15 protein-coding genes and 1 pseudogene are annotated in these 21611 nt (G+C 39.6%); 11 read left to right on the forward strand and 5 right to left on the reverse strand.

Going from position 1 to position 21611, the window contains the following annotated elements; translation table 11 throughout:
• Positions 1-48: 48 nt before the first annotated feature.
• The 9 genes from CWATDRAFT_RS19220 (at position 49) to CWATDRAFT_RS19260 (ending at position 13281) form a co-directional block, all read left to right on the forward strand.
• Positions 49-2391 carry an EF-hand domain-containing protein gene (locus CWATDRAFT_RS19220; RefSeq protein ID WP_007306603.1) on the forward strand — a complete coding sequence of 781 codons (2343 nt, stop codon included), beginning with the start codon at positions 49-51 and terminating at the stop codon, positions 2389-2391.
• Positions 2392-2679: 288 nt separating this feature from the next.
• On the forward strand, positions 2680-3492 hold the full coding sequence (locus tag CWATDRAFT_RS19225) for a squalene/phytoene synthase family protein (RefSeq protein ID WP_007306604.1): 813 nt from the start codon (positions 2680-2682) through the stop codon (positions 3490-3492).
• A 201-nt stretch (positions 3493-3693) separates the two neighbouring features.
• Positions 3694-4149 (forward strand): ribosome maturation factor RimP, encoded by a 456-nt coding sequence (gene rimP, locus CWATDRAFT_RS19230; protein WP_007306605.1) that lies wholly within the window; start codon positions 3694-3696, stop codon positions 4147-4149.
• A gap of 33 nt (positions 4150-4182) precedes the next feature.
• The gene (gene nusA / locus CWATDRAFT_RS19235; RefSeq protein WP_007306606.1) at positions 4183-5457 is read left to right on the forward strand and encodes a transcription termination factor NusA; all 1275 of its coding nucleotides are present in this window, start codon (positions 4183-4185) and stop codon (positions 5455-5457) included.
• Between the two features lie 19 nt (positions 5458-5476).
• A complete protein-coding gene (locus CWATDRAFT_RS19240; RefSeq protein ID WP_007306607.1) occupies positions 5477-5749 on the forward strand; it encodes a YlxR family protein in 273 nt (90 codons plus the stop codon).
• A 182-nt stretch (positions 5750-5931) separates the two neighbouring features.
• Positions 5932-8943 carry a translation initiation factor IF-2 gene (gene infB, locus CWATDRAFT_RS19245; RefSeq protein WP_007306608.1) on the forward strand — a complete coding sequence of 1004 codons (3012 nt, stop codon included), beginning with the start codon at positions 5932-5934 and terminating at the stop codon, positions 8941-8943.
• A gap of 149 nt (positions 8944-9092) precedes the next feature.
• Positions 9093-10271 (forward strand): LL-diaminopimelate aminotransferase, encoded by a 1179-nt coding sequence (locus tag CWATDRAFT_RS19250; RefSeq protein ID WP_007306609.1) that lies wholly within the window; start codon positions 9093-9095, stop codon positions 10269-10271.
• Positions 10272-10458: 187 nt separating this feature from the next.
• Positions 10459-12438: an amylo-alpha-1,6-glucosidase gene (locus tag CWATDRAFT_RS19255; protein WP_007306610.1), complete on the forward strand. Its 1980-nt coding sequence runs from the start codon at positions 10459-10461 to the stop codon at positions 12436-12438.
• Positions 12439-12501: 63 nt separating this feature from the next.
• Entirely contained in the window at positions 12502-13281 is a 780-nt protein-coding gene (locus CWATDRAFT_RS19260) for a photosystem II S4 domain protein (protein ID WP_007311725.1), read from the forward strand.
• 125 nt (positions 13282-13406) lie between these two features.
• On the opposite strand, the gene CWATDRAFT_RS19265 is transcribed toward CWATDRAFT_RS19260, so the two are convergent.
• Together CWATDRAFT_RS19265 and rlmD are read right to left on the reverse strand one after the other, a co-directional pair.
• On the reverse strand, positions 13407-13856 hold the full coding sequence (locus CWATDRAFT_RS19265; protein ID WP_007306618.1) for an ATP-binding protein: 450 nt from the start codon (positions 13854-13856) through the stop codon (positions 13407-13409).
• A gap of 228 nt (positions 13857-14084) precedes the next feature.
• Complete coding sequence (rlmD, locus tag CWATDRAFT_RS19270; RefSeq protein ID WP_007306617.1) at positions 14085-15452, reverse strand: 23S rRNA (uracil(1939)-C(5))-methyltransferase RlmD; 1368 nt, start codon at positions 15450-15452, stop codon at positions 14085-14087.
• 364 nt (positions 15453-15816) lie between these two features.
• Between rlmD and CWATDRAFT_RS19275 the strand changes: the two genes are divergently transcribed.
• The gene (locus CWATDRAFT_RS19275) at positions 15817-16347 is read left to right on the forward strand and encodes a thioredoxin domain-containing protein (protein WP_007306612.1); all 531 of its coding nucleotides are present in this window, start codon (positions 15817-15819) and stop codon (positions 16345-16347) included.
• A 31-nt stretch (positions 16348-16378) separates the two neighbouring features.
• Here the strand turns inward: CWATDRAFT_RS19275 and CWATDRAFT_RS19280 are convergent.
• Both CWATDRAFT_RS19280 and CWATDRAFT_RS19285 read right to left on the reverse strand, forming a co-directional pair.
• Positions 16379-17904, reverse strand: a protein-coding gene (locus CWATDRAFT_RS19280) for an IS5-like element ISCwa2 family transposase (protein ID WP_085961759.1) whose coding sequence is annotated in 2 segments (ribosomal slippage) — positions 16379-16482 and positions 16482-17904 — 1527 coding nt in all. Because the reading frame shifts where the segments join, the coding sequence is not laid out codon by codon here.
• Between the two features lie 139 nt (positions 17905-18043).
• Positions 18044-18202: pseudogene (locus CWATDRAFT_RS19285) on the reverse strand (IS630 transposase-related protein); the annotation flags it as partial.
• A 611-nt stretch (positions 18203-18813) separates the two neighbouring features.
• Between CWATDRAFT_RS19285 and CWATDRAFT_RS31860 the strand changes: the two are divergent.
• Positions 18814-20148: a tyrosine-type recombinase/integrase gene (locus CWATDRAFT_RS31860; protein WP_007306613.1), complete on the forward strand. Its 1335-nt coding sequence runs from the start codon at positions 18814-18816 to the stop codon at positions 20146-20148.
• A gap of 105 nt (positions 20149-20253) precedes the next feature.
• Here the strand turns inward: CWATDRAFT_RS31860 and CWATDRAFT_RS19295 are convergent, their stop codons facing one another.
• On the reverse strand, positions 20254-21369 hold the full coding sequence (locus tag CWATDRAFT_RS19295; protein WP_007306614.1) for a hypothetical protein: 1116 nt from the start codon (positions 21367-21369) through the stop codon (positions 20254-20256).
• Positions 21370-21611: the final 242 nt, after the last annotated feature.

Here is a 21611-nt window from a genome sequence, read left to right on the forward strand (position 1 = left end):
TAGGAGGGGATCACTCGAGCTCGGTACCATTTACGACCCAATTTCGTCTTGGTTAACCCAACCAGAAACACCTGGAGTCCCTTCACTATCGATAAAGGTACAGCATTTGACTGTGTAAAAGTTCAAGGAGAATGTCTACAAGAAGTTCCTTTTGCCATGGGAGCGCCCTTATTTTGGGGAATGATTGTTCCTACTGGTGTCTTTGTCTTAATGGTAGGGGGACACGAATTATGGAGGCGTATTTGTCCCTTGTCTTTCCTATCTCAAATTCCCCGTGCATTAGGAATACAAAGACATCGTAAGAAGGTAAATGCTAAAACAGGGAAAACTCGCCATGAATTGGTTAGAATTGATAAGAAGTCTTGGCTAGGCCGCAATCACTTGTATCTACAATTAGGATTATTTTATCTAGGGATTAGCAGTCGAATTTTATTTGTTAATTCTAATCGAATTGCCTTAGGCTGTTTCTTGCTAGGGACGATTTTAGCATCAATTTTAGTGGGTTACCTTTATGTTGGAAAATCCTGGTGTCAATATTTTTGTCCTATGGCTCCAGTCCAAAAAATTTATGGAGAACCAAGAGGATTAATTAACAGCACGGCTCATGATGGGGATAATCAAGTAATAACACAATCCATGTGTCGTACCGTCAACACAGAAGGTAAAGAGCAAAGTGCTTGTGTCGCCTGTCATAGTCCTTGTATGGATATTGATGCTGAACGCATATACTGGGAAAATCTGACAAAACCGGAACAACAATGGCTGCATTATGCCTATTTTGGACTAACAGTTGGCTACTTTGTTTACTATTACCTCTATGCAGGGAATTGGGAATATTATATGTCAGGGTCTTGGGCTCACGAAGAAAATCAATTGGCTAACTTATTGAAACCAGGATTTTACTTCTTTAATCAAGCAATTCCTATCCCTAAATTAGTAGCAGTTCCCTTAACCATTGGTTTGTTTGGCTTACTGGGTTATTGGCTAGGGCGTAAACTAGAAAACCTCTACAAAGCTTATTTAATGCGTAACCATAAGCTGGTTAATAACGAGGTTGTTCGTCATCGGATGTTTACATTATCCACTTCCTTGATCTTCAATTTCTTCTTCATCTTTGGAGGTCGTAATTTTGTACGGATGCTACCGATACAATTACAGTATCTTTTTCCTGTATTAATGGCTGTTTGTAGTGGTTTGTGGTTATATCGTACTTGGCCCAGAAATCCTTATATGTATCAACGGGAAAATTTAGCCAGACGACTGCGGAAACAACTCGAAAAACTGAAACTCAATGTTTCTCACTTCCTCGATGGTAGAGCATTAGATGACCTCAACGCCGACGAAATTTATGTCTTAGCCAAAGTGTTGCCTGGTTTTGATAAAGAGAAGAAAATCGAAGCCTACAAAGGTATTCTCAAAGAATCCATCAACGAAGGATATGCTAATAGTAGCAGTAGTCTTGAGATGATGCGTCAAATGCGTCTAGAACTCAATATTACGGACAAAGAACACGAACTACTGTTAACAGAATTAGAAGTAGAAGATCCCTTCCTCGTTGATATTGAAAAGCAGCAAAACCACGAAGATTGGTTACGTCAAGAAAGCTACCGTCAAGCTTTGCTCGACACCATTATGGAGTCTTCCAAAGAACATCCCCATCAAACGATCATTTTAGACTTGTTTGATGTCATGACAGGGAAAAAACCCTTTGATTCTTTTGATGATTTACTCAATAAATTATCCCCTGACGAGTTAGAAAGCATTGAGGCCATAAGGGAAGAATATTCCATTAGCGCACAAGAAGAAAAAGACATCTTGCTGCATTCAAATCCTCACCAATTATGGCAGACAATGGCCTATACTCTCAGTGCCATTGAACACCTCGATGCCATTGCAGAAGGCAGAATCAATCCCTCCTGTAACCTCGGAGAAATTAGCGATGAACAAATGGCGTTTTATCGCAATACCTTCAGTAAGTTTGACAAAGATGATAACGATAGTCTTTCTGCCATCGAGTTACACTCTTTATTAAGGGCGATCGGTCGTTCCTACTCTGCTGAACGAGTACAAGCGGTCATGGATATGATCACAGGAACCCCCCACAGTCAATCCATCTCCTTTTCAGACTTTACCACCCTACTCCATCAAGAGTTCACCGAACATCCTCAAGACGGTATGTTAGCAAGGTTCCAACGGTTTGATGTAGATAATTCTGGTTATATCAATCTCGAAGAATTACGCTTGTGTTTACGGGATATTGATATTAGTTTACCCGATCAAGCAATAGAGGAAATGCTGAAATTGGCTGATAGCAACAGTGACAATCAAATCAGCTATGAAGAGTTTTGTGATCTTTTCGGACAGTTTAAAAATACTGTTCACTCTGCATAATTCCCTTGATTTAAACCCCGTCGTTAACGATGGGGTATTTATTATCTCCCGATTTTTAATCGGGAGGTTCTTTTTATCTTAACCTGAACCCCACTCAGATGATTACGGCAAATTTTAGCGAACCATAATACAATGGAGACCATCTATATAAGAATGCTGTCTTACGTTCTAACTCTCATGATAAAACCCCCAAATTCCGTTCTTCAGGAACTTCACAATAGTTTAGTGGGATCTCACAGATAAGAAAGTGTATGCTAATGCTTAAAGTTGGCGTGAGGAGTGCAATTAATGAATTTACGCAATAATGCTCTAAAGACCCTTAGAGAAACCAGTCGAACCTTTTATATACCCATCAGTCGTCTGCCTGGTGGTTTACAGGATGCTGTGGCTTCAGCTTACCTTTGTATGAGAGCCATTGATGAAGTAGAGGATCACCCAGATCTCGATAACTTCACCAAGGGCAAAATTCTACGACAAATGAGTCTGAATTTACAAGCCGCCGTAGAAAAGTCAGGGATTGAAGACTTTTCAGCCGGATTAGTTCCCTATAGTCATTGTTTACCCGATGTCAGTCTCCGCTTGGGACAATGGGCTGTGTTAGCTCCCGATACCATTGCCCCCCGTGTTTGGGATGCAACGGCCTCCATGGCTGATCGTATGGCCTATTGGGCCGAAAATAACTGGACGATCCGGACAAAAGCTCATTTAGACCAATATACATTCAGTGTTGCCGGCTCCGTGGGACTGTTATTATCGGATTTATGGGCTTGGTACGATGGAACCCAAACCAACCGTCAACAGGCCATTGGCTTTGGTAGAGGGCTACAGGCGGTTAATATTGTCCGAAATCATCGAGAAGACTTGCGCCGTGGGGTAAATTTTATTCCTCAAGGCTGGAAGATTGAAGATGTCCATGAATATGCCCGTCATAACCTGAAATTAGCCGATCTTTATACCCAGTCTCTGGGGCGTGGTCCTGCTTTAGATTTTTGTAAAATTCCTTTAGCCCTAGCCCATGGAACCCTAGAAGTGATGGCTTTGGGTAAGGAAAAACTGAGTCGTAGTGATGTCATGGCTTTAGTAGAACAAATAACCCGTTAAATTAACGGTTAACAGGGATAATTATTTTTGTTTAAGTCTCTCCTCGGAGAGATTATTTCTTTTTTACTGACAGTCATGTTTTCATACTGAAGATAGACAAGATTTGTTAGACTAATAATTTGGACAGTATCGCATATTCCCAATTGATTTACATTTGAAGGGAGTGGGGCAAAAACCCGCTTTTTTTTTATTGTCTGAGCAATGACTCATCCCTTGATTCCGCAAATTATCGATTTAGCCACCCCCATTGCCCAAGAAATGGGGTTAGAAATAGTAGACGTGGTGTTTCAAACCAATAAACGTCCGCCAGTTTTACGGGTGGACATTCGTAACACCATCGGTGATACCAGTTTAAACGACTGTGAAAAAGTTAGTCGCGCTTTAGAATCCATCCTAGACGAGAGAGCTATTATGCCTGGGGCTTATGTCTTAGAAATTTCTAGTCCTGGTATTTCTCGCTATTTAAGCAGTGAACGAGACTTTATCGCTTTTAAAGGGTTTGAAGTCAAAGTGACTACTAACCCACCCTATATGGATAAAAAAGAATGGCAGGGAAGATTACAAGGACGAGATGAAAAAGCAGTCTATCTCAATCGTAAAGGACGAGCGATCGCCGTACCCTGTTCTGTCATTACTCAAGTGCAATTAGCAGACTAAGCAAAAATAAAGACTATTGGAGGTTTTATTAAGATGTCATTAGTTAGTTTACCGGGATTGAGCCAGATGATCGAAGAAATTAGTCAAAGGCATAACTTACCCAAATCATCGGTTCAAGAAGCTCTCAAAGAAGCTTTAATCAAAGGTTATGAGAGGTTTCGCCGTTCTCAAAGTTTAGATCGTCAACAATTTTATGACGAATATTTTGATAATTTTGAAGTAGAACTGGACACAGACGACGAGGGGTTTCGTATTCTTTCCACTAAAAAAATTGTCGAAGAAGTAGAAAATATCGACCATCATATCTCCCTAGAAGAAGTTCAAGAAGTGGCACCAGAAGCAGAACTTGGTGATGAAGTAGTCTTAGATGTAACCCCGAATCAAAAAGATTTTGGTCGCATGGCCGCCATTCAAACCAAACAAGTCCTACTCCAGAAATTACGGGACCAGCAGCGCAAACTTATCCAAGAAGAATTTAACGAACTAGAAGGCACTGTTCTCAATGCTAGGGTTTTACGTTTTGAGAGACAAGACATCATTGTAGCCGTACAAAGTGCTTTTGGTCAGCCCGAAGTTGACGCTATTTTACCCAAACGAGAGCAACTTCCCAACGATAATTATCGAGCCAATGCCTCCTTTAAAGTATTACTGAAAAAAGTTAGAGAAGGCTCCCATCGTGGGCCCCAATTATTGGTTTCCCGTGGTGCTGCCGGGTTAGTTGTGGATATGTTTTCTGTGGAAGTACCAGAAATAGAAGAAGATATCGTCCGCATTGTAGCGGTTTCTCGGGAAGCTAACCCTCCCTCCCGTTATGTCGGCCCTAGAACAAAAATTGCTGTAGATACCCTCGAACGAGATGTTGATCCCGTCGGAGCCTGTATTGGGGCAAGAGGATCTCGTATTCAAGCAGTGGTTAATGAACTCAGGGGAGAAAAAATAGATGTTATTCGTTGGTCTCCCGATCCTGCCACCTATATTGCCAATGCTTTGAGTCCGGCCCGTGTAGATGAAGTAGTGTTATTAAACGCCGAAGAACGTCATGCTTTGGTATTAGTCCCCGAAGATCAACTCAGTCTAGCTATTGGGAAAGAAGGTCAAAACGTTCGCTTAGCTGCCCGTTTAACAGGATGGAAAATTGATATCAAAGATATTGTTCTTTATAAAGCTGAAGCGGAGAAACAACAACTAGAAGCAGAAACCAATGAAGAAATCGATTACGAGGACGAGGAATCTCCATTAGAAGAAATGACTCTAACCCCAGAAAACCACGACCTCGATGAAGATAACGAGACAGAAAATCAAGAGTAATCAACAATCATAAAGAAAGATGAAAACCAATTATCGACCCTGTCTTAGTTGTGGTTGTATTGCCCCCAAACAAGCATTGTGGCGAATTGTACGAGTCTATCCATCTCGGCAGGTACAATTAGATAAAGGGATGGGACGCTCTGCTTATCTTTGTCCTCGAGAAAGCTGTTTAACCTTAGCCAGTAAAAAAAATCGTTTAGGACGAAGGCTCAAAGCCCCTATCCCCGATAGCATCTATCAAGAATTGTGGGAACGTTTAAGCAAATTTGTACCGGAGCAAGAATTATCTTAAAGAAATTTCGGAAAAAATTTAGAAGCAAAACCCACTATTATCGTTAGCATAGGAGAGAACATTGTTTTCGGAGTGATGATTATCAAACCTCAAACCCATAGCCCAACCCTTGGGCTTATCCGTCGCTTTTATCGGCGACCTAAATATTTACAATAGCCAAAACCTAGTCAGGGGGATAGTGGATGAACAACACACAACACAAAGTCAGAATTTACGATTTATCAAAGGAATTGAACTTAGAAAACAAAGATATTTTAGAAATTTGCGGACAACTTAACATTGCCGTTAAAAGCCACAGTAGCACCATTACCGAATCAGATGCAGAACGCATTAAGGTTATGGTGGATAAATATCTGGCTCAACAAGGAACGGCTCAAGCAAAGGATGAAGAAGCTTCCAAGGACAAAAAACAACAAATTTTAGCCGTTAAACAAGTTCGTCCTCGCCCCGCCCCCAAAGCTTCAAAAAACCTACAACCTAACTTGATGTCTCCTCGTACCCCCGTCCCCCCGAAACCCCCAGTGACTCAGACTCCACTCCAAAAACCTGCTCCCCCCACAGCCTCGGAACTCCCTAAAGTTACTCCCCAAGTTCCGTCTCAACCCTCTAATCCCCCGGAAAAAGCCCCCAGCCAACCAGAGCCAGCCCCAACCAGCCTCTTGGAACCCCCTCAAAGGGTTAAATCTCCTGTAAAAGCGGTTTTAGAAACTCCTCAAAAACCGGTCACTAAACCAACCAAGAATAAACCCTCACCAGAGGGCAAAAATAAAGTTAAACCAGCTAAAAAAGCAGGTAAAAATAGCCCCCCTAAACCTAAAGATAAACCCCAAAAGCCTACGATTTCTAAGCCAGAAGGGTCAAAGAATAAACCAACCACAGTCAAAAATCTCAAAAAGCCCAATACAAGTAAACCAGATATAAAACGTCCTGTCCCTCCTCAAGCAGAGGAAGAGCAGAAAACCCTCACCTTAGTCGCCCCCTCAGTCAAGCCGACCCCAGAGATCATCGAAGAAGAGGATGATAACGACGATACAATCGAAACCGTTCTCAAACCAAAACCTCAATTGAAGCGGCCAGCGCCTCCCCGTATATCCAAACGGAAAACTTGGGATGAAGAAGAGGATGAACAAGAAAACAAGGCAAAGGCTAATAAGGCTTCAAATAAAGCAAAACGTCGCTTTCAAGTTATTGAAGACGATGATGATGATTTTGAATCAGAACTCAATGCTAACCCAGTGTCTCTAAGTTTGAGTTTGTCTACGGCTCGGCCTCCGAAACCAAAATCCTCCAGTAAACCAACCACTACTACTCAAAAACCTAAAAAACCAACCCTAAAAGCCGCCGATAATAGTGGGGAAAGCAATCGTACTGAACGGAAAGAACGAACAGAGGTTCGCCAGAAACCAGAAAAAATTGTTCTCGATAGAAACTTAACGGTGAGAGAACTCTCGGAGCAACTTTGTCTTGCGGAAACAGAAATTATTAAACATCTTTTTTCAAAAGGAATTGCGGTTAATATCACCGAAACCCTCGATCAAGATACCGCTAAAATAGTGACAGAAGCTTTTGGCATTGAAGTGGAAATTCCTGAAATTCAGTCAGCCGCAACCAAAAGTACGGAAATGCTCGATGAGCAAGATTTGGAAAATCTCCAACGTCGCCCCCCCGTCGTTACAATCATGGGCCATGTGGATCACGGGAAAACAACCTTACTCGACTCCATTCGTCAAACCAAAGTGGCTCAAGGAGAAGCCGGTGGTATCACTCAACACATCGGAGCCTATCATGTAGATATTGACCATGAAGACAAAACTCAACAAATTGTCTTCCTTGATACCCCAGGCCACGAAGCCTTTACCGCTATGCGGGCCCGAGGCACAAGAGTCACAGATATGGCTATTCTGGTGGTAGCAGCCGATGATGGAGTACAACCCCAAACCAGAGAGGCTATTAGTCACGCTCGAGCAGCAGAAGTCCCCATTGTGGTAGCTATTAATAAGATTGATAAACCAGAAGCTAACCCCGATCGCATTAAACAAGAACTCTCAGAATTGAGCTTAGTCCCTGAAGAATGGGGTGGTGATACCATCATGGTGCCTGTGAGTGCATTAAAAGGGGAAAATCTCGATGGTTTATTAGAAATGTTAGTTCTCGTCTCAGAAGTGGAAGAGTTGGTGGCTAACCCCGATCGCTTGGCGAAAGGAACGGTGATCGAAGCTAACTTAGATCGCACTAGAGGACCGGTGGCTACTTTATTGATTCAAAATGGTACCTTACGAGTGGGAGATGCCATCGTAGCTGGTTCTGTGTTCGGTAAAATTCGTGCCATGATCGACGATCGCGGCAATAAGGTGGAAGAGGCTTCCCCTTCTTTTGCGGTGGAAATTTTAGGTCTAAATAGTGTTCCGGCCGCAGGAGATGAATTTGATGTTTATCCCAGCGAGAAAGAAGCCCGCCTAGTAGCTGAAGAAAACGCCGAAAATCAACGTCAAACCCGTCTGCAACAGGCTATGTCTTCCCGTCGTGTCACCCTGAGTACCTTATCTGCTCAAGCTCAAGAAGGGGAACTAAAAGAACTCAATCTCATTATTAAGGCCGATGTCCAAGGCTCCATTGAGGCGATTTTAGGTTCCTTAGAACAGTTACCCCAAGACGAAGTACAAATACGGGTTCTCTTAGCTTCTCCTGGAGAGGTTACAGAAACAGATGTGGACTTAGCCGCAGCCAGTGGGGCGGTAATTATCGGCTTTAATACAACCTTAGCTAGTGGTGCTAGGGGAGCGGCCGATAATGAAGGGGTTGATATTCGTGAATACGATATTATCTATAAACTCCTAGATGATATTGAAGGAGCCATGGAAGGATTACTCGAACCAGAAGAAGTGGAATCTTCCTTGGGACAGGCTCAGGTTCGGGCTGTTTTCCCCGTTGGAAGGGGTGCTGTAGCTGGTTGTTATGTACAATCGGGTAAGGTAGTCCGTAACCGTTATATTCGTGTTCTCAGAGGCAACAAGGTGGTCTATGAAGGAACCCTTGATTCTCTCAAACGGATTAAAGAAGACGTGCGAGAGGTTAACTCTGGTTATGAATGTGGTATAGGTATCGATAAATTTAGTGACTGGCAAGAAAGTGACACCATCGAAGCCTACGAAATGGTCATGAAACGCCGTACTTTGGCAGGGAAATCAAGCTAAACCCCTGTTTTGAGCGTGGGAGGTGTGGGAGGAATAGAAACAATTTTTAAATGTTCCTCCCCTTTCTCTCCTCCATTTCTCCCAGTCCATCTAATCAAATAATAATTAATTATTAATTATTAATTATTAATTGTTAATTATCACGAACCATGCACTTCGCTCAGCGTATTCAAGCTTTGGAAAAAAATGTCTTTGCTGATATGGATAGGGCAAAGTCTCAAGCTATCAGCAAGGGCAAAAAAATTATTGATTTATCCTTGGGATCATCAGACTTACCAGCAGATCCAGAGGCGATCGCTACAATTTCTGCTTCCCTGGAAGATCCTAGCACTTACGGCTATCTACTGCACCACGGAACCCTAAATTTTCGGGAAACTGTTGGCCAATGGTATAGCAACCGTTTTGGGGTTGAAGTAGATCCTCAGAGGGAAGTTTTAACCCTGATCGGTTCCCAAGAAGGTACGGCTCATTTACCCCTTGCTCTACTCGATCCAGGGGATTTTGCTTTACTACTCGATCCAGGTTATCCTTCCCACGCAGGGGGTGTCTATTTGGCTGGGGGGCAAATATATCCTATGCCATTATTGGCAGAAAATGACTTTTTACCGGTGTTTGAGGATATTCCTAGTCAAGTCTTAGGCCAAGCTAAATTGATGGTTCTAAGTTATCCTCATAACCCGACAACTGCAACGGCTTCTTTGTCTTTTTTCCAAGAGGCAGTTAATTTTTGCCGAAATCATGGGTTAGTCTTAGTCCATGATTTTCCCTACGTTGATATTGTTTTTGAGGGAATGACTCAACCTCCATCCATTTTACAAGCAGATACCCAAAAATCCCTTTCTATTGAGTTTTTTACCCTTTCTAAGTCCTATAATATGGGAGGCTTTAGGATTGGCTATGCCATAGGTAATGCGGAGATTATCCAAGCTCTCAGACAGGTAAAGGCAGTGGTGGATTTTAACCAGTATCAAGGCATTTTAAACGGGGCGATCGCCGCTTTAACCGGAGAGCAAACAACAGTCAAAAAAACACTCGCTCGCTTTCAAAGCAGACGAGATGCCTTTATTAAAGCCCTCAATAACATCGGTTGGCAGGTTACACCCCCTCAGGCAACAATGTATGTCTGGGCAAAATTACCCCAAACTTGGGAGAATAAATCCGTTGAGTTTTCTACTGAGTTAGTTGCAGCTACGGGGGTTGCTGTGTCCCCTGGTGCGGGATTTGGTAAACAAGGGGAAGGATATGTTAGATTCGCTTTAGTCCATGATCCCCATGTCCTAGAACTTGCTGTAGAAAAAATTGCTCAATTTCTAGCTACTCGCACATAAACTACGGGACACTATGTTAATTTATATGAAAAGTTGCTCTAGGATCTCAAAAAAACTCAATAATGTGTTAAGAAGTAGTGATTGGAAAGCAAGTCAGACAATAAGAAAACATAGTTAAATAATAGAGCATTGAGCAAAAAAGTTTATACAATCTTGCTAGTCAGGAGAGTTAACCCATTGAGTATTCATGACCTTTAACTATGGACGGGAAATTTGCGGTAATTTAAGCACGGCCCAATCAAGGGAATGGTTGATTACAAACGGTATTGGGGGGTATGGTTGTGGTACAATTTCCGGGGTAATTACCCGTTGTTATCATGGGTTATTGATTGCGGCCTTAAACCCACCTCTGAAGAGAACCTTACTACTATCAAAACTAGACGAAACCATCCAATATGATTATCAAACCTATTCTTGTTTTACTAACCGTTGGTTTGATGGGACAATCTCTCCCCAAGGCTATCTAAACATCGAGAGTTTCCGCCTAGAAGGTACTATTCCTGTCTGGACTTTTGCTTGTGGGGATGCACTGATTGAAAAAAGAATTTGGATGCAGCAAGGAGAAAACACAACCTATACCCGTTATACCTTCAAACGGGGCAGTAAATCCCTACAACTATCCATCAAAGCCTTAGTAAATTACCGTGACCATCATGGTACCACTCAATCGGGACAGTGGAAAATGGGGGTGGAAGAAGTTCCTCAAGGCTTATGTGTTACCCCTTATCCAGAAGCAACGCCCTTTTATTTGTGGGTTCAAGGGGCAGAAGTAACTTTAAATTATCATTGGCATTTAGGTTATGATTTGTCCATGGAACGGTATCGGGGTTTATGGGACCGAGACGATCACTACAATGCGGCTACCTTTAACAAAACCCTCGAACCTGGAGAGTCCCTTACCATAGTCGCTAGTACCAACCCTCAATCATCTTTAGACGGAAAACAGGCATTACAAGAACGCTCCGAATACGAACAAGGGTTACTCAAACGCTGTTCTAATTTTTCTGTTCCCTGGATCAAACAGCTAGTCTTAGCAGCGGATCAATTTATTGTCGATCGCCCTTCTAGCCAGAACCCAGAGGGAAAAACCATTATTGCTGGTTATCCTTGGTTTGCTGACTGGGGAAGAGATACCATGATCGCCTTACCTGGGTTAACCTTAACCACAAACCGCCCCGATATTTCCCACGATATCCTTAGTACCTTTGCTAAATATTTAGACGGGGGAATGTTACCTAATGTCTTCCCCGATGATAACCAAACCCCTCAATATAATACAGTGGATGCCATACTCTGGTATTTTGAAGCCATCCGCACCTATTACACTCTGACTAAAGATATTACCTTATTAAAAGACCTTTATCCCCTACTACAAGAAGTTATTGAATGTCACCGTCAAGGAACCCGTTATAATATTCATCTCGATAGCGATCACTTGATTTATGCTGGACAAGAAGGCACTCAGTTAACTTGGATGGATGCCAAAGTAGGGGACTGGGTAGTTACCCCCCGTCACGGTAAACCCATCGAAGTCAATGTCCTCTGGTACAATGCTTTGACCATTATGATCGAAATTGGGGACATTTTAGGACAACCCACGGGAGAATATAAAACCATGGCCCGTAATAGTCATGCTGGGTTTCAAAGATATTGGCATCCTTCCCTAAAATACTGTCAAGATATCCTAGATAGTCCCAACGGCCATGATAAGTCTATGCGGCCTAATCAAATTTTTGCAGTTTCTCTCCCTCACAATAAAACCACTCCTCCCTTACTTAAACCAGAACAACAAAAGTCCGTGGTGGATACTGTCGCCAAAATGTTAATTACTTCTCATGGACTGCGATCGCTTTGTGCTACCCATCACCAATATCAAGGGCGTTACGGTGGGGATCAAGTATCTCGGGATAAGAGTTATCATCAAGGAACGGTTTGGGCTTGGTTAATTGGTCCGTTTGTAGAGGCCCATTGGCGAGTTTATGGAGATCGTGCTTTAGCTAATAGTTTTCTCGAACCCATGGCCAACCATCTCAATGATGGTTGTGTTGGCAGTATTAGCGAGATTTTTGATGGTGATGCCCCCATGATCCCCAGAGGTTGTTTTGCCCAAGCTTGGAGTGTTGGAGAAGTGTTGAGGGTTTGGGCAAAAATTAACGATCCTTCCTGAACTATTCAAGCTAAAATGCTTATAATTGGGCTTAATTCTACAAGTGCCAACATTATACTAAATATGCTACCTAGAGAAACACTGCTCAAAGGGGTCGAAAACCGCACCGAAATCACCCGTATTGTTGATCAGGCCGAGATCGCTGTTAAAACTTGGGAGGTGGTAGTGAGCGATTTTTTCTCCCCCCCTGTCATTGCTGAAGTGGAAAATGGTTTCAGTCGCTTAACGGACATAGAAATAGTGGTTTGGGGTGGATATCCTCAAGCGGAAAGGCGAAGAATCGGTATAGCTCGTCCTGAAATACCCCTAGAACAGCCCCAAATTCCTCTAGCAGCCCTAGATATAGCTGGAAACTTTCTTTTTGACCCTGCTAGCCATAGAGACTTCTTAGGAGCAATTTTAGCCACGGGTATCGTCAGGGAAAAAATTGGGGATATCATCGTTTTGGGGGAGCGAGGAGGCCAGGTGATCGTTGTGCCTGAATTGGTAGAATTCCTGGAAACTAGCTTAACTCAAGTGCGATCGGTTCCTGTGAAAACACAACAGATTGAACTGAGTGAGTTAAAAATACGACCTCCTAAAACAAAAGAAATGACTACTGTAGAAGCATCGATGCGTTTAGATGCGATCGCCTCTGCTGGCTTTGGGATGTCTCGTAGTAAAATGAGCGATGCTATTAACAGAGGGGATGTTAGAGTTAATTGGAAGGAAACATCTCAATCTAGCTATAACGTTAAATCTGGAGATTTGATTACAGTACGGGGAAAAGGACGCTTAGAAGTAGGGGAAGTTGCTATTACCAAAAAACAACGGTATCGTATCCAATTAACCCGATTTCAGTAAACAGGGAAGAACAATTATCTTCAAAAAAGAAGAGAACAATTTGCTTTCAATAGATGCAATCGCAAAAAATTCCCCATCATGTTTAGGTTATATTTTCTAAGAATTTAGTAACAGAATCAACTCCCTCAAGGAAATAATGACTGTCGTTTGTTCTTTTTAACTTGTTTACAAAGTTTTAGCTGGGTTTTTTGTGGATCCCAATGCACTTGATCAAAAATTTCATGTAACAAACAAAACCCCCTGCCGTTTTCTGATTCCTCGGGGGGTAGGGTTTCGACTGTATGATCCAGACAATTACATTGAGGGGAAAACCCTTTTCCTTGGTCTGATATTACCCAAGAATAACCTTCTTGAGTGATAGAAAACTTCACAAATATTGATTTAGTCGTATCAAGTTTGTTTCCGTGTTTGGCTGCATTTACCAGTGCTTCTTGTAATCCTAGTCTTATTTCAGGTTGTAATTCATCGGGAATATTTGCTAATAATAAGTCAAGAATAGGACATAAGTAGAGCGTTGATGTGAAGCTCATCGTACAACCGTATCGCTTGGTTGGCGGTAGGGAAATAGCAAGCACGTGCTGTCACCTCTAAGTTGAATTTTTTACTGACATTTAATGGTCTTGGTTTTATTACAATGTTGTGGATGGATTTAGGTAACAACATCGTCATTTTAAGAAAGTTTAGTTCCAGCTATAACATGGCTTTAGAGATTATTATTTTAAGGTTATGGGATCGGATTGTAGGAAAATCCTTAAACAAACAATTGGCTTAATTAATTTAATAACTATATGCACTATAACATATTAGTCAATGTTATGTCCAATCACAGCCATTGATTCTACATGAGGTGTTTGCGGAAAAAAATCAATTGGTTGTATAGACTCTACCTTATAAAGGTCTTCTTGACATAGTTTTTTTAGGTCACGGGCTAGGGTAGAGGGTTGACAACTAATATAAATTATGAGAGGAGGGTTAATTTTTCTTAAAGTATCAATAACACTGCGATCGCAACCTTTTCTGGGTGGATCAAGAACTACAATATCAGGAAAAATATTAAGGAATGGTAAAATATTTTCTACATTTCCTGTATAAAATTTAATATTATCAATGCCATTAATTTTGGCATTATTTTCAGCTTGTGTTATTGAATTTTGATTATTCTCAATACCCACAGCTTGAGCAACTTTTTGAGCTAAAGGTAAGGTAAATGTTCCCACTCCACAATAAGCATCAATTAGGGTTTTTTCAACTGTCAAGGACAATTTTTCTAAAAGTACACTCAATAATATTTCTGCTGCTTCGGTGTTAACTTGAAAAAATGTATCAGAGCTTAGTTGAAAGTGAAGTTGACCAAATTCTTCTATGAGATGATGACGACCAACATAATTAAAAGTTTCCAGACCAAAAATCTTGTTACCTTGATGGGGATTATAATTAATGGAGACTCCCACTAAATTAGGATAACGTTGTAACCAAATTTCTGCTTGTTCTTGAAAATTAGGGATTTTTTTGCTGCTACTGACAAGAGTTAAAAAAATTTCTCCTGTTTTTTTACCGATACGCAACCCTAAATGTCTTAACTTTCCTGTGCCTGTTTTTTCGTTGTAAATACTCCAACCTTGTGCCTGTATATCTTGTTTAACTTCAGCCAAAATAGGATTAAGACGAGTATCTTGGATGGGACACTGATTTAAGTTAATAATTTGATGGGTATTCCTTTGATAATATCCTGCTTGCACCGTCCCGGTGGTGGAGCGTTTTAAGGGATAAGTCGCCTTATTACGATAGCCTAAACTATCTGGTGATGGTAATATGGGAAGAACAGAAGGATTATCAAAACCACCGATCCGTTTTAAAGCTTGAATAACTTGGTTTTCCTTGGCTTTTAGTTGATATTGAGGATCAATATGCTGCCATTGACAACCCCCACATTTATCAGCCACAATGCAGCTAGGCCGAACCCGATGGGGAGAAGAAGAGATAATTTCTTGTAGTTTTCCGTAAGCGTATTGTTTCTTGACGTGGGTTACACGGGCTAAAATGCGATCGCCACTGACTGTATCAGGGACAAAAATGGCCTTTCCGTCTAACTTACCTACTCCATCTCCACTATTAGCGAGATCGATAATCTCTAGTTCAATAAGTTGTCCTTGTTGATAAAATTGATTCACAATATTGTAGAAAAGATACCATTTCCTCTACATTGTAGGGTAAAAGAGGTTCACCCGCATTTCTCACAAATTCTGCGATCGCTAAACTTCAAACCATTATGTAGTCTGAGTTTAACCTTGATTTGAGGGGCGAGTAAAAAATAACAGTGTGCCATTTTAAGAGATCGCTTGAAAAATAAGCCACATCTAACCTCTAGCTGATTACTGATCAGTTTGTGATAAATGCGGGTTCAGTCCCTTCCCTACAATTCAAAATTATACAAGAGAAAAATATTATGGGAACATTCATCTTCTTCTCATCTAATTCTCATCTTGACAGTTTTCAATAACATTATAGATTAATTGAAACAGAGGAGATTTCATTATGTTCCCCAAATTTACATCGTTATGGCTAACTCTTTGTCTCACTAGCTTTGTTATTCCTTTTTCTTTGGTAGCTAATAGCCATCAGAAAGCCTCTGCTTCTAACGATGTTTCTGTTTCCCAACTATATGCTTGTGCCGGAAAAGATCCCTGTGCAGGTAGCTCTAATAGCAGAAGTGTTGGCGGACCATTGGCCAGAGAATTACAAGGAAAACCAGTTGTTGTTGACATTTACGCTAGTTGGTGTTCAGCTTGTAAAAATATTGAACCTACCATGTCTCAATTAAAACAAAAATATCAAGGACAAGCTCATTTTATTGTCTTTGATGTTAGTGATAAAGCTAAAGTTAGTCAATCAGAAGCAAGGGCTAGACAATTAGGGCTAGGAGACTTTTTTGCTCAAAATAAATCCCAAACAGGTAGTATTACTATTGTTAACCCTGAAGACGGTGAAATATTAAGTCAAGATCGTAATAATAGTAATTTAAGTGATTATACTTCAGTATTAGATAACGCTATTTCTCAAAGATAATTAGGGTTTGCTGAAAAAGTTTCTCCAAAATTTATGCCACTTTTGACCAAGAATTTTCTGACAAATCAATAAGTCTTAGTACATAAAAATTGTTTAAAGTATAATCAAAATTAATGAAAGACGGTTTGATGAGTTCCCTGTTCTATTATTAGTAAATAAGGACAAAAAAAGCGACAAAAGCTGCCTCAGAAGTTTAGAAAGATTGACAACTAAAAATGTAATAGCAATAGATGTAATGGAGGTTTCAGGGAGTTTTGTCATCACGAGATTTATGCTAAATCTTCGTTTAGCTTGTCCAAACTTTCCCTCAATAGCATTACGGAAGCATTCATCGGAGTGGGCTTGTTTCTTTTCTTCTTCACTGACATTTTTCGGAGGTCTTCCTAACTTCGGACCACTGATTCTTATACCTCTTTCCTTACACCAATTTCTGTTTTCCCTAGTTCGATAAATTTTATCTACATGGACGGATTCGGGATAATAGCCAAACGTTTCTTTATACTTTTCTACTTGTTCTTTTAAATGACAAGATTCATTGAAGTTTTCCAAACTTATTTTGTATAGAAACACATAGTTATCTACACAGCTTACTGAGAGTTTAGCTCCAAACTCTATTGGTTTTCCTGCTTTTCCCCTCACTATTGGACGAATATGCGGTTGAGTTAAACTTACAATTCTTTGAGGAACACTCTGGGTCTTATTCTCCCACATTGACTGTTGTTGTTCATAAACTTTTTTGATAGTCTCTAGACAATTTTTCTGTCTTTTACTCAGATTTTCCAGGGAAGCCCCAGCTTGAATTAAGTCTTCTATATTTCCTAAATTTTTCTTAAGGTATTTTAACTGTTTCCCGATAGCTTTTCTTCTTTCTTGATAAGATAATTTTCGTTTTTTAGCTACTTTTAAGTATTCCTTTCTAGCAATTATTCTAGAAGTTCTCGGCTTTTTTCTCAATTTTACTCTTAATGGTTTATAAAGATTATCTATTATTCTTTCTGTCTCAATTCTGGCTTGATTTAATATGCCTAAATCCGTTGGGTATTTGATGTCTGCTGGCGCACAAGTCGCATCTAAAATTAGTTTACCTTTATTTTTTATTTTTTCTCCTTTTTCTTGGAGACAATCCTTTTTTTTTACTTCTTTATCACTCTTGTCTATTTCTCTTTTTACTATTTTTTTATTGATTTTGTTTATCAATTCTCCATCAATTCTTTTCCTAAAATGAACTAGCATTGAAGATTCCAGTGGTGGCTCTTGTTGATAACAATTTAAACCTATAAAGTATTGTAGATAGGGATTTTCTCTAATCTGTTCTATAGTTTCTCTATCACTTGTTCCTAATTTTTCCTTAATAATTAATGTCCCTAATGCCATTCTAAATAGTTTGGCTGGCGCACCTTTTTCTGCTGAAAAAAGTTTAGCATATTCTTCCTCAAAATCATCCCAAGGTATCAACTCTGCCATGATTACCCAACGATTATTGGGGGACAATTTGCCCTCGAAAGGTAATTCAAATTTTTCTGGGGGCGGTAAAGGTTGCTCCTCTTTTCGATACATTTGTTCTTGACCAACAACTGGGAGGTGTTTCTACCAATTATAGCGGTTTGTAGCCGACAAAGCTGATCTTTTTTGCGATCGCGAATATGGGTGTAACCTTTTAAAGAATAGGGTTTTGCTTTTATTCAGCAAACCCTACTTTAGCTTTATAGCTTCCTGTTTCTTCTTTTTTCTTTAACCAAAGGTTAATTGTGTTGCGACTTATTCCAAATAAACGACTGGCTTGAGTTTTCGTCATTCCTTCATCGATCGCATTTATGACTTTTGTTCTTAAATCATAACTATATGGAGCCGGCATTGTAATGTTTATCCTATTTTCTTTAGTATTCCTATTTTAACCCAAAATGTCCTAATCTATGCTTCGACTGCTATATCATTAATTTTCCTTCATTTATCCAAATTATGTTTATTATTCGTTGTTTTTTATCGGCTGATCCAAAAACAGCTATACGCTCAGTGTAGAAATGGTGTAGAATCTGTCATCGCTCCTGTTGTTTATGGTTCTATTTACAAGAGAAATCAATTCATTTTTTGGAAATTATTCTCAATATTTGTCAAAAATTATCGAAGAATATAAAACAATTTATAAAAAATAGAGAGCATCAATTTTAAGGGGTTTAATTAGTAACTCTCCAAAAATTAGTACCTCTTATCCCCTGATATTGGCGATCATAAGATTCGATTGTACCGTACCAAGTAAACGCAGCATTTCTTGAAGAATTAGAGAGGATATGAGTAGCCCCAGTGGTGGCAACGATACCTATATGCTGATTTGCCCGATGGTCTGCCCAAATGTGCTATAATACTAGACATATAACTTAAAAGCTTTTAAATAAAAACTTTTAACACTAGACAAATGCTAGTATTAAGCTGACTTTTTCAGTAACCATGTAGAAAGGAGTAGAAACCATGAAAAAATCATCAACAGCGCAAAAAATTGGCGATCTAATTTCCATTAGTTCTGACAAAGGGTTTTTAAGATTAAGATTTGTTAAATCTATATCACAACAATTATGGGGGATAAAAAGCAAGTCTTTGTATCTACAACTTAGTGATACGCCAAAAAACCGAGAAATAGCTCATCAAATTGCGGTTAGAATTATTAATGATATAAGAGCTAATAAATTAGAAAAGGATTTAAAGAACTATTTACCTGCTCAAGAATTAAAGAAGCATACAGGAATTTTTTATGACCCTTACGCAACTAAATTATCTCTGATGGAGTTATATGAACACTATTGTGAGTACAAAAAAAACTTAGTATCAGAAGGGACTTATCTTGATCAGTATAGAAGTCGTTTTTTAAATCCCCTCAAAAAATGTCCTCAAAATCTTAACAAACAAGAAAAGATTATTGAACATTTATATAATAATGTTTGTTCAGGTCAGTTTAAAGCACTGTCCTCTATGCTATATACCATGATTAATTGGGCAAAAAAAAGAGAATTATGTCATTCAGAATTCGAGAATAATTTTAAGGTACTAAGAGAAGAATATCATATTCCAAAAACACGCCGTAAAGCTCCACATTTTGTTCAACAAATACCTGGTTATCATCAGGATAAGGACTATCGAGCTTTTACAAGAGTTGAAGCAGAATTAATTATTCAAGGGTTTCAAGAGTATTATAAAACTGTTAGTGAAAAACGAAATAGTTGGCAAATTAGAAGATTATCAATGTTTAGATTTGTCTGTTTTCTGTTCTGGACTGGGTGTAGAACCAGTGAAGCATCTGCCTTACGGTGGAAAGATATAGCGTCTGATTGTAGTTATCTTGTTTTTAGTCATAGCTATGACCGAAGACGAAAAAAACTTAAAGCATTAAAAACTGAAAAAGTTGGAGAAGAAGGTATTGAAGCGAGAAAATTTCCTTGTGGACCAAAACTTATGAATTTGCTTTTAGAAATGAAATCAGAACGTTCTAATGATGCTAGTCTTGATGATTTTATCTTTTTAACTTCTAGAGGAACTCCACTAACCAATCATAATATTGAATTTTCATGGTATGGCAATTACAAAGGCACAGAGTTAATCAGTGAAGGTATTGTTTATCAATTAGTTCGTGAAGGAAAAATTTCTCAGTATTTACCGCCTTATGCCACTCGTCATACTTGGATTACTCTACAACTATTGGCAAATGTTCCTATTATCAATGTGGCAAAATTAGCTGGCAATTCTCCTGAAGTTATTTTACAACACTACGCTGGTTATATTCCGAATCTTCCTCTTGCGGTTGAAGTTTAGAAGAGTTCATGAGATTGCAAATTGTAAAGAACAGATTGATTCTTTTTTTCACTCTCCATTCTTCTATCAAAAAGCTAAGAGAAGTTAGTAACTGAATTAAATAATTTAAGATTTCTGATACCAGCGATCGCCTCTTACTTCCCATTTTTTTAAGACATTAGCTGATTTACCTCTAGGAGTTGACTGTCCTGTTCGCCAACGATAACAGGTAGTGGGGTTACATCTTAATTGCTCGGCAAGTTGTTTATCTGTCAAACCCATTTCCTTACTTATAGAAAAGTCTATAGTTTTTTCTGACTTTATAGAAAAGGTTTCGATTGTGTCTGAAAACTCTGTTAAAGAAGACGTTGGTTCGTCAATGGTTGTGTCACCAGACCTAGCCCCTATATTTCCGCCATCAAGAGGATCAGGCTGTTGGTTATTTCCCGTATCGGTTATGGGCTTTGAAAGGATTGTTTCTTGACTATTATTAGATAAAACTTCCTCTGTTTTTCTGCCCACTCCATTAGTTGACTCATGATTAGTTTCGTTTTGAGACAATATATGGTCATCAAAACTAAATAAATTCGGTTGTTCACTTTGCTGACTATTCTCACTCGCCTTATTTTGTTCAGTTTCTAATAGCAAAGTTTCATCAGAGTTAACTTGAGGATTGACTAATATTTCTGGGTTGTGAGACACTCCCTCTTGGTTTAAATTTTTATCAGCCTCCTGTCTACGGCCTTCTTCAATTGTTAGCTCACTGTCAAACTCGTTGGATAAGACTTCATGATTGTCAAAGTTTGACTGTTGAAAGTTTGGATTGGAAGCTTTTTCAACTTCCTCCTTTAAGCGTGTTTTTTCGTCACTTGCTAGTTGATTAACCAGAGCGTCCTGGTTGTTTTCTAAAGTTTCAACAATCCCCTCAGATGGTTGACTAGAAAATTCTTCTTGAGAAAGTGGATTAATTTCTTCGTTCTCAGTTTCAGATAATATTGACTCAATTTTATCTAACCATTTCTGAACTTTCTTCCATTGTTTGGGCTGTTTATCCCATAGCTTACTTTTATTTAAACGACGGGTTAAAGATTGTAGTTGTATCCCTGGCGAGGGTGTGCTGTGAAATGGTGATGATAGAGATTTAATACGTTTACGAATCTCTGATAGGGAGAGATTTTGTTCTATAGCCTCATTTAATAAAGTAGCTCTGTTTTGAGCATCTTTTAGCTCACGGGGTGACAAGCCCGTTAAAACCCTGATTGAAAGAGGGTTTCAGCCGTAGCGATCGCTCTATAAATTGTCAAAAACTAGAGGGCTTATTGAGAATAAACAATAATGATAATCATTCTTGCCGTGTGTGTGGGGGGGAGGAGGGTTACACCATCCTCCCCCATCCACCCCCCCAAAGGGTTGATGCTCAAAATCAACCCCTAGGGCAATATAAGTAACAATCAACTAATCAAAATCGGAAAATAACCGAAAAG

This window comes from Crocosphaera watsonii WH 8501, from assembly GCF_000167195.1.
GTDB lineage: Bacteria > Cyanobacteriota > Cyanobacteriia > Cyanobacteriales > Microcystaceae > Crocosphaera > Crocosphaera watsonii.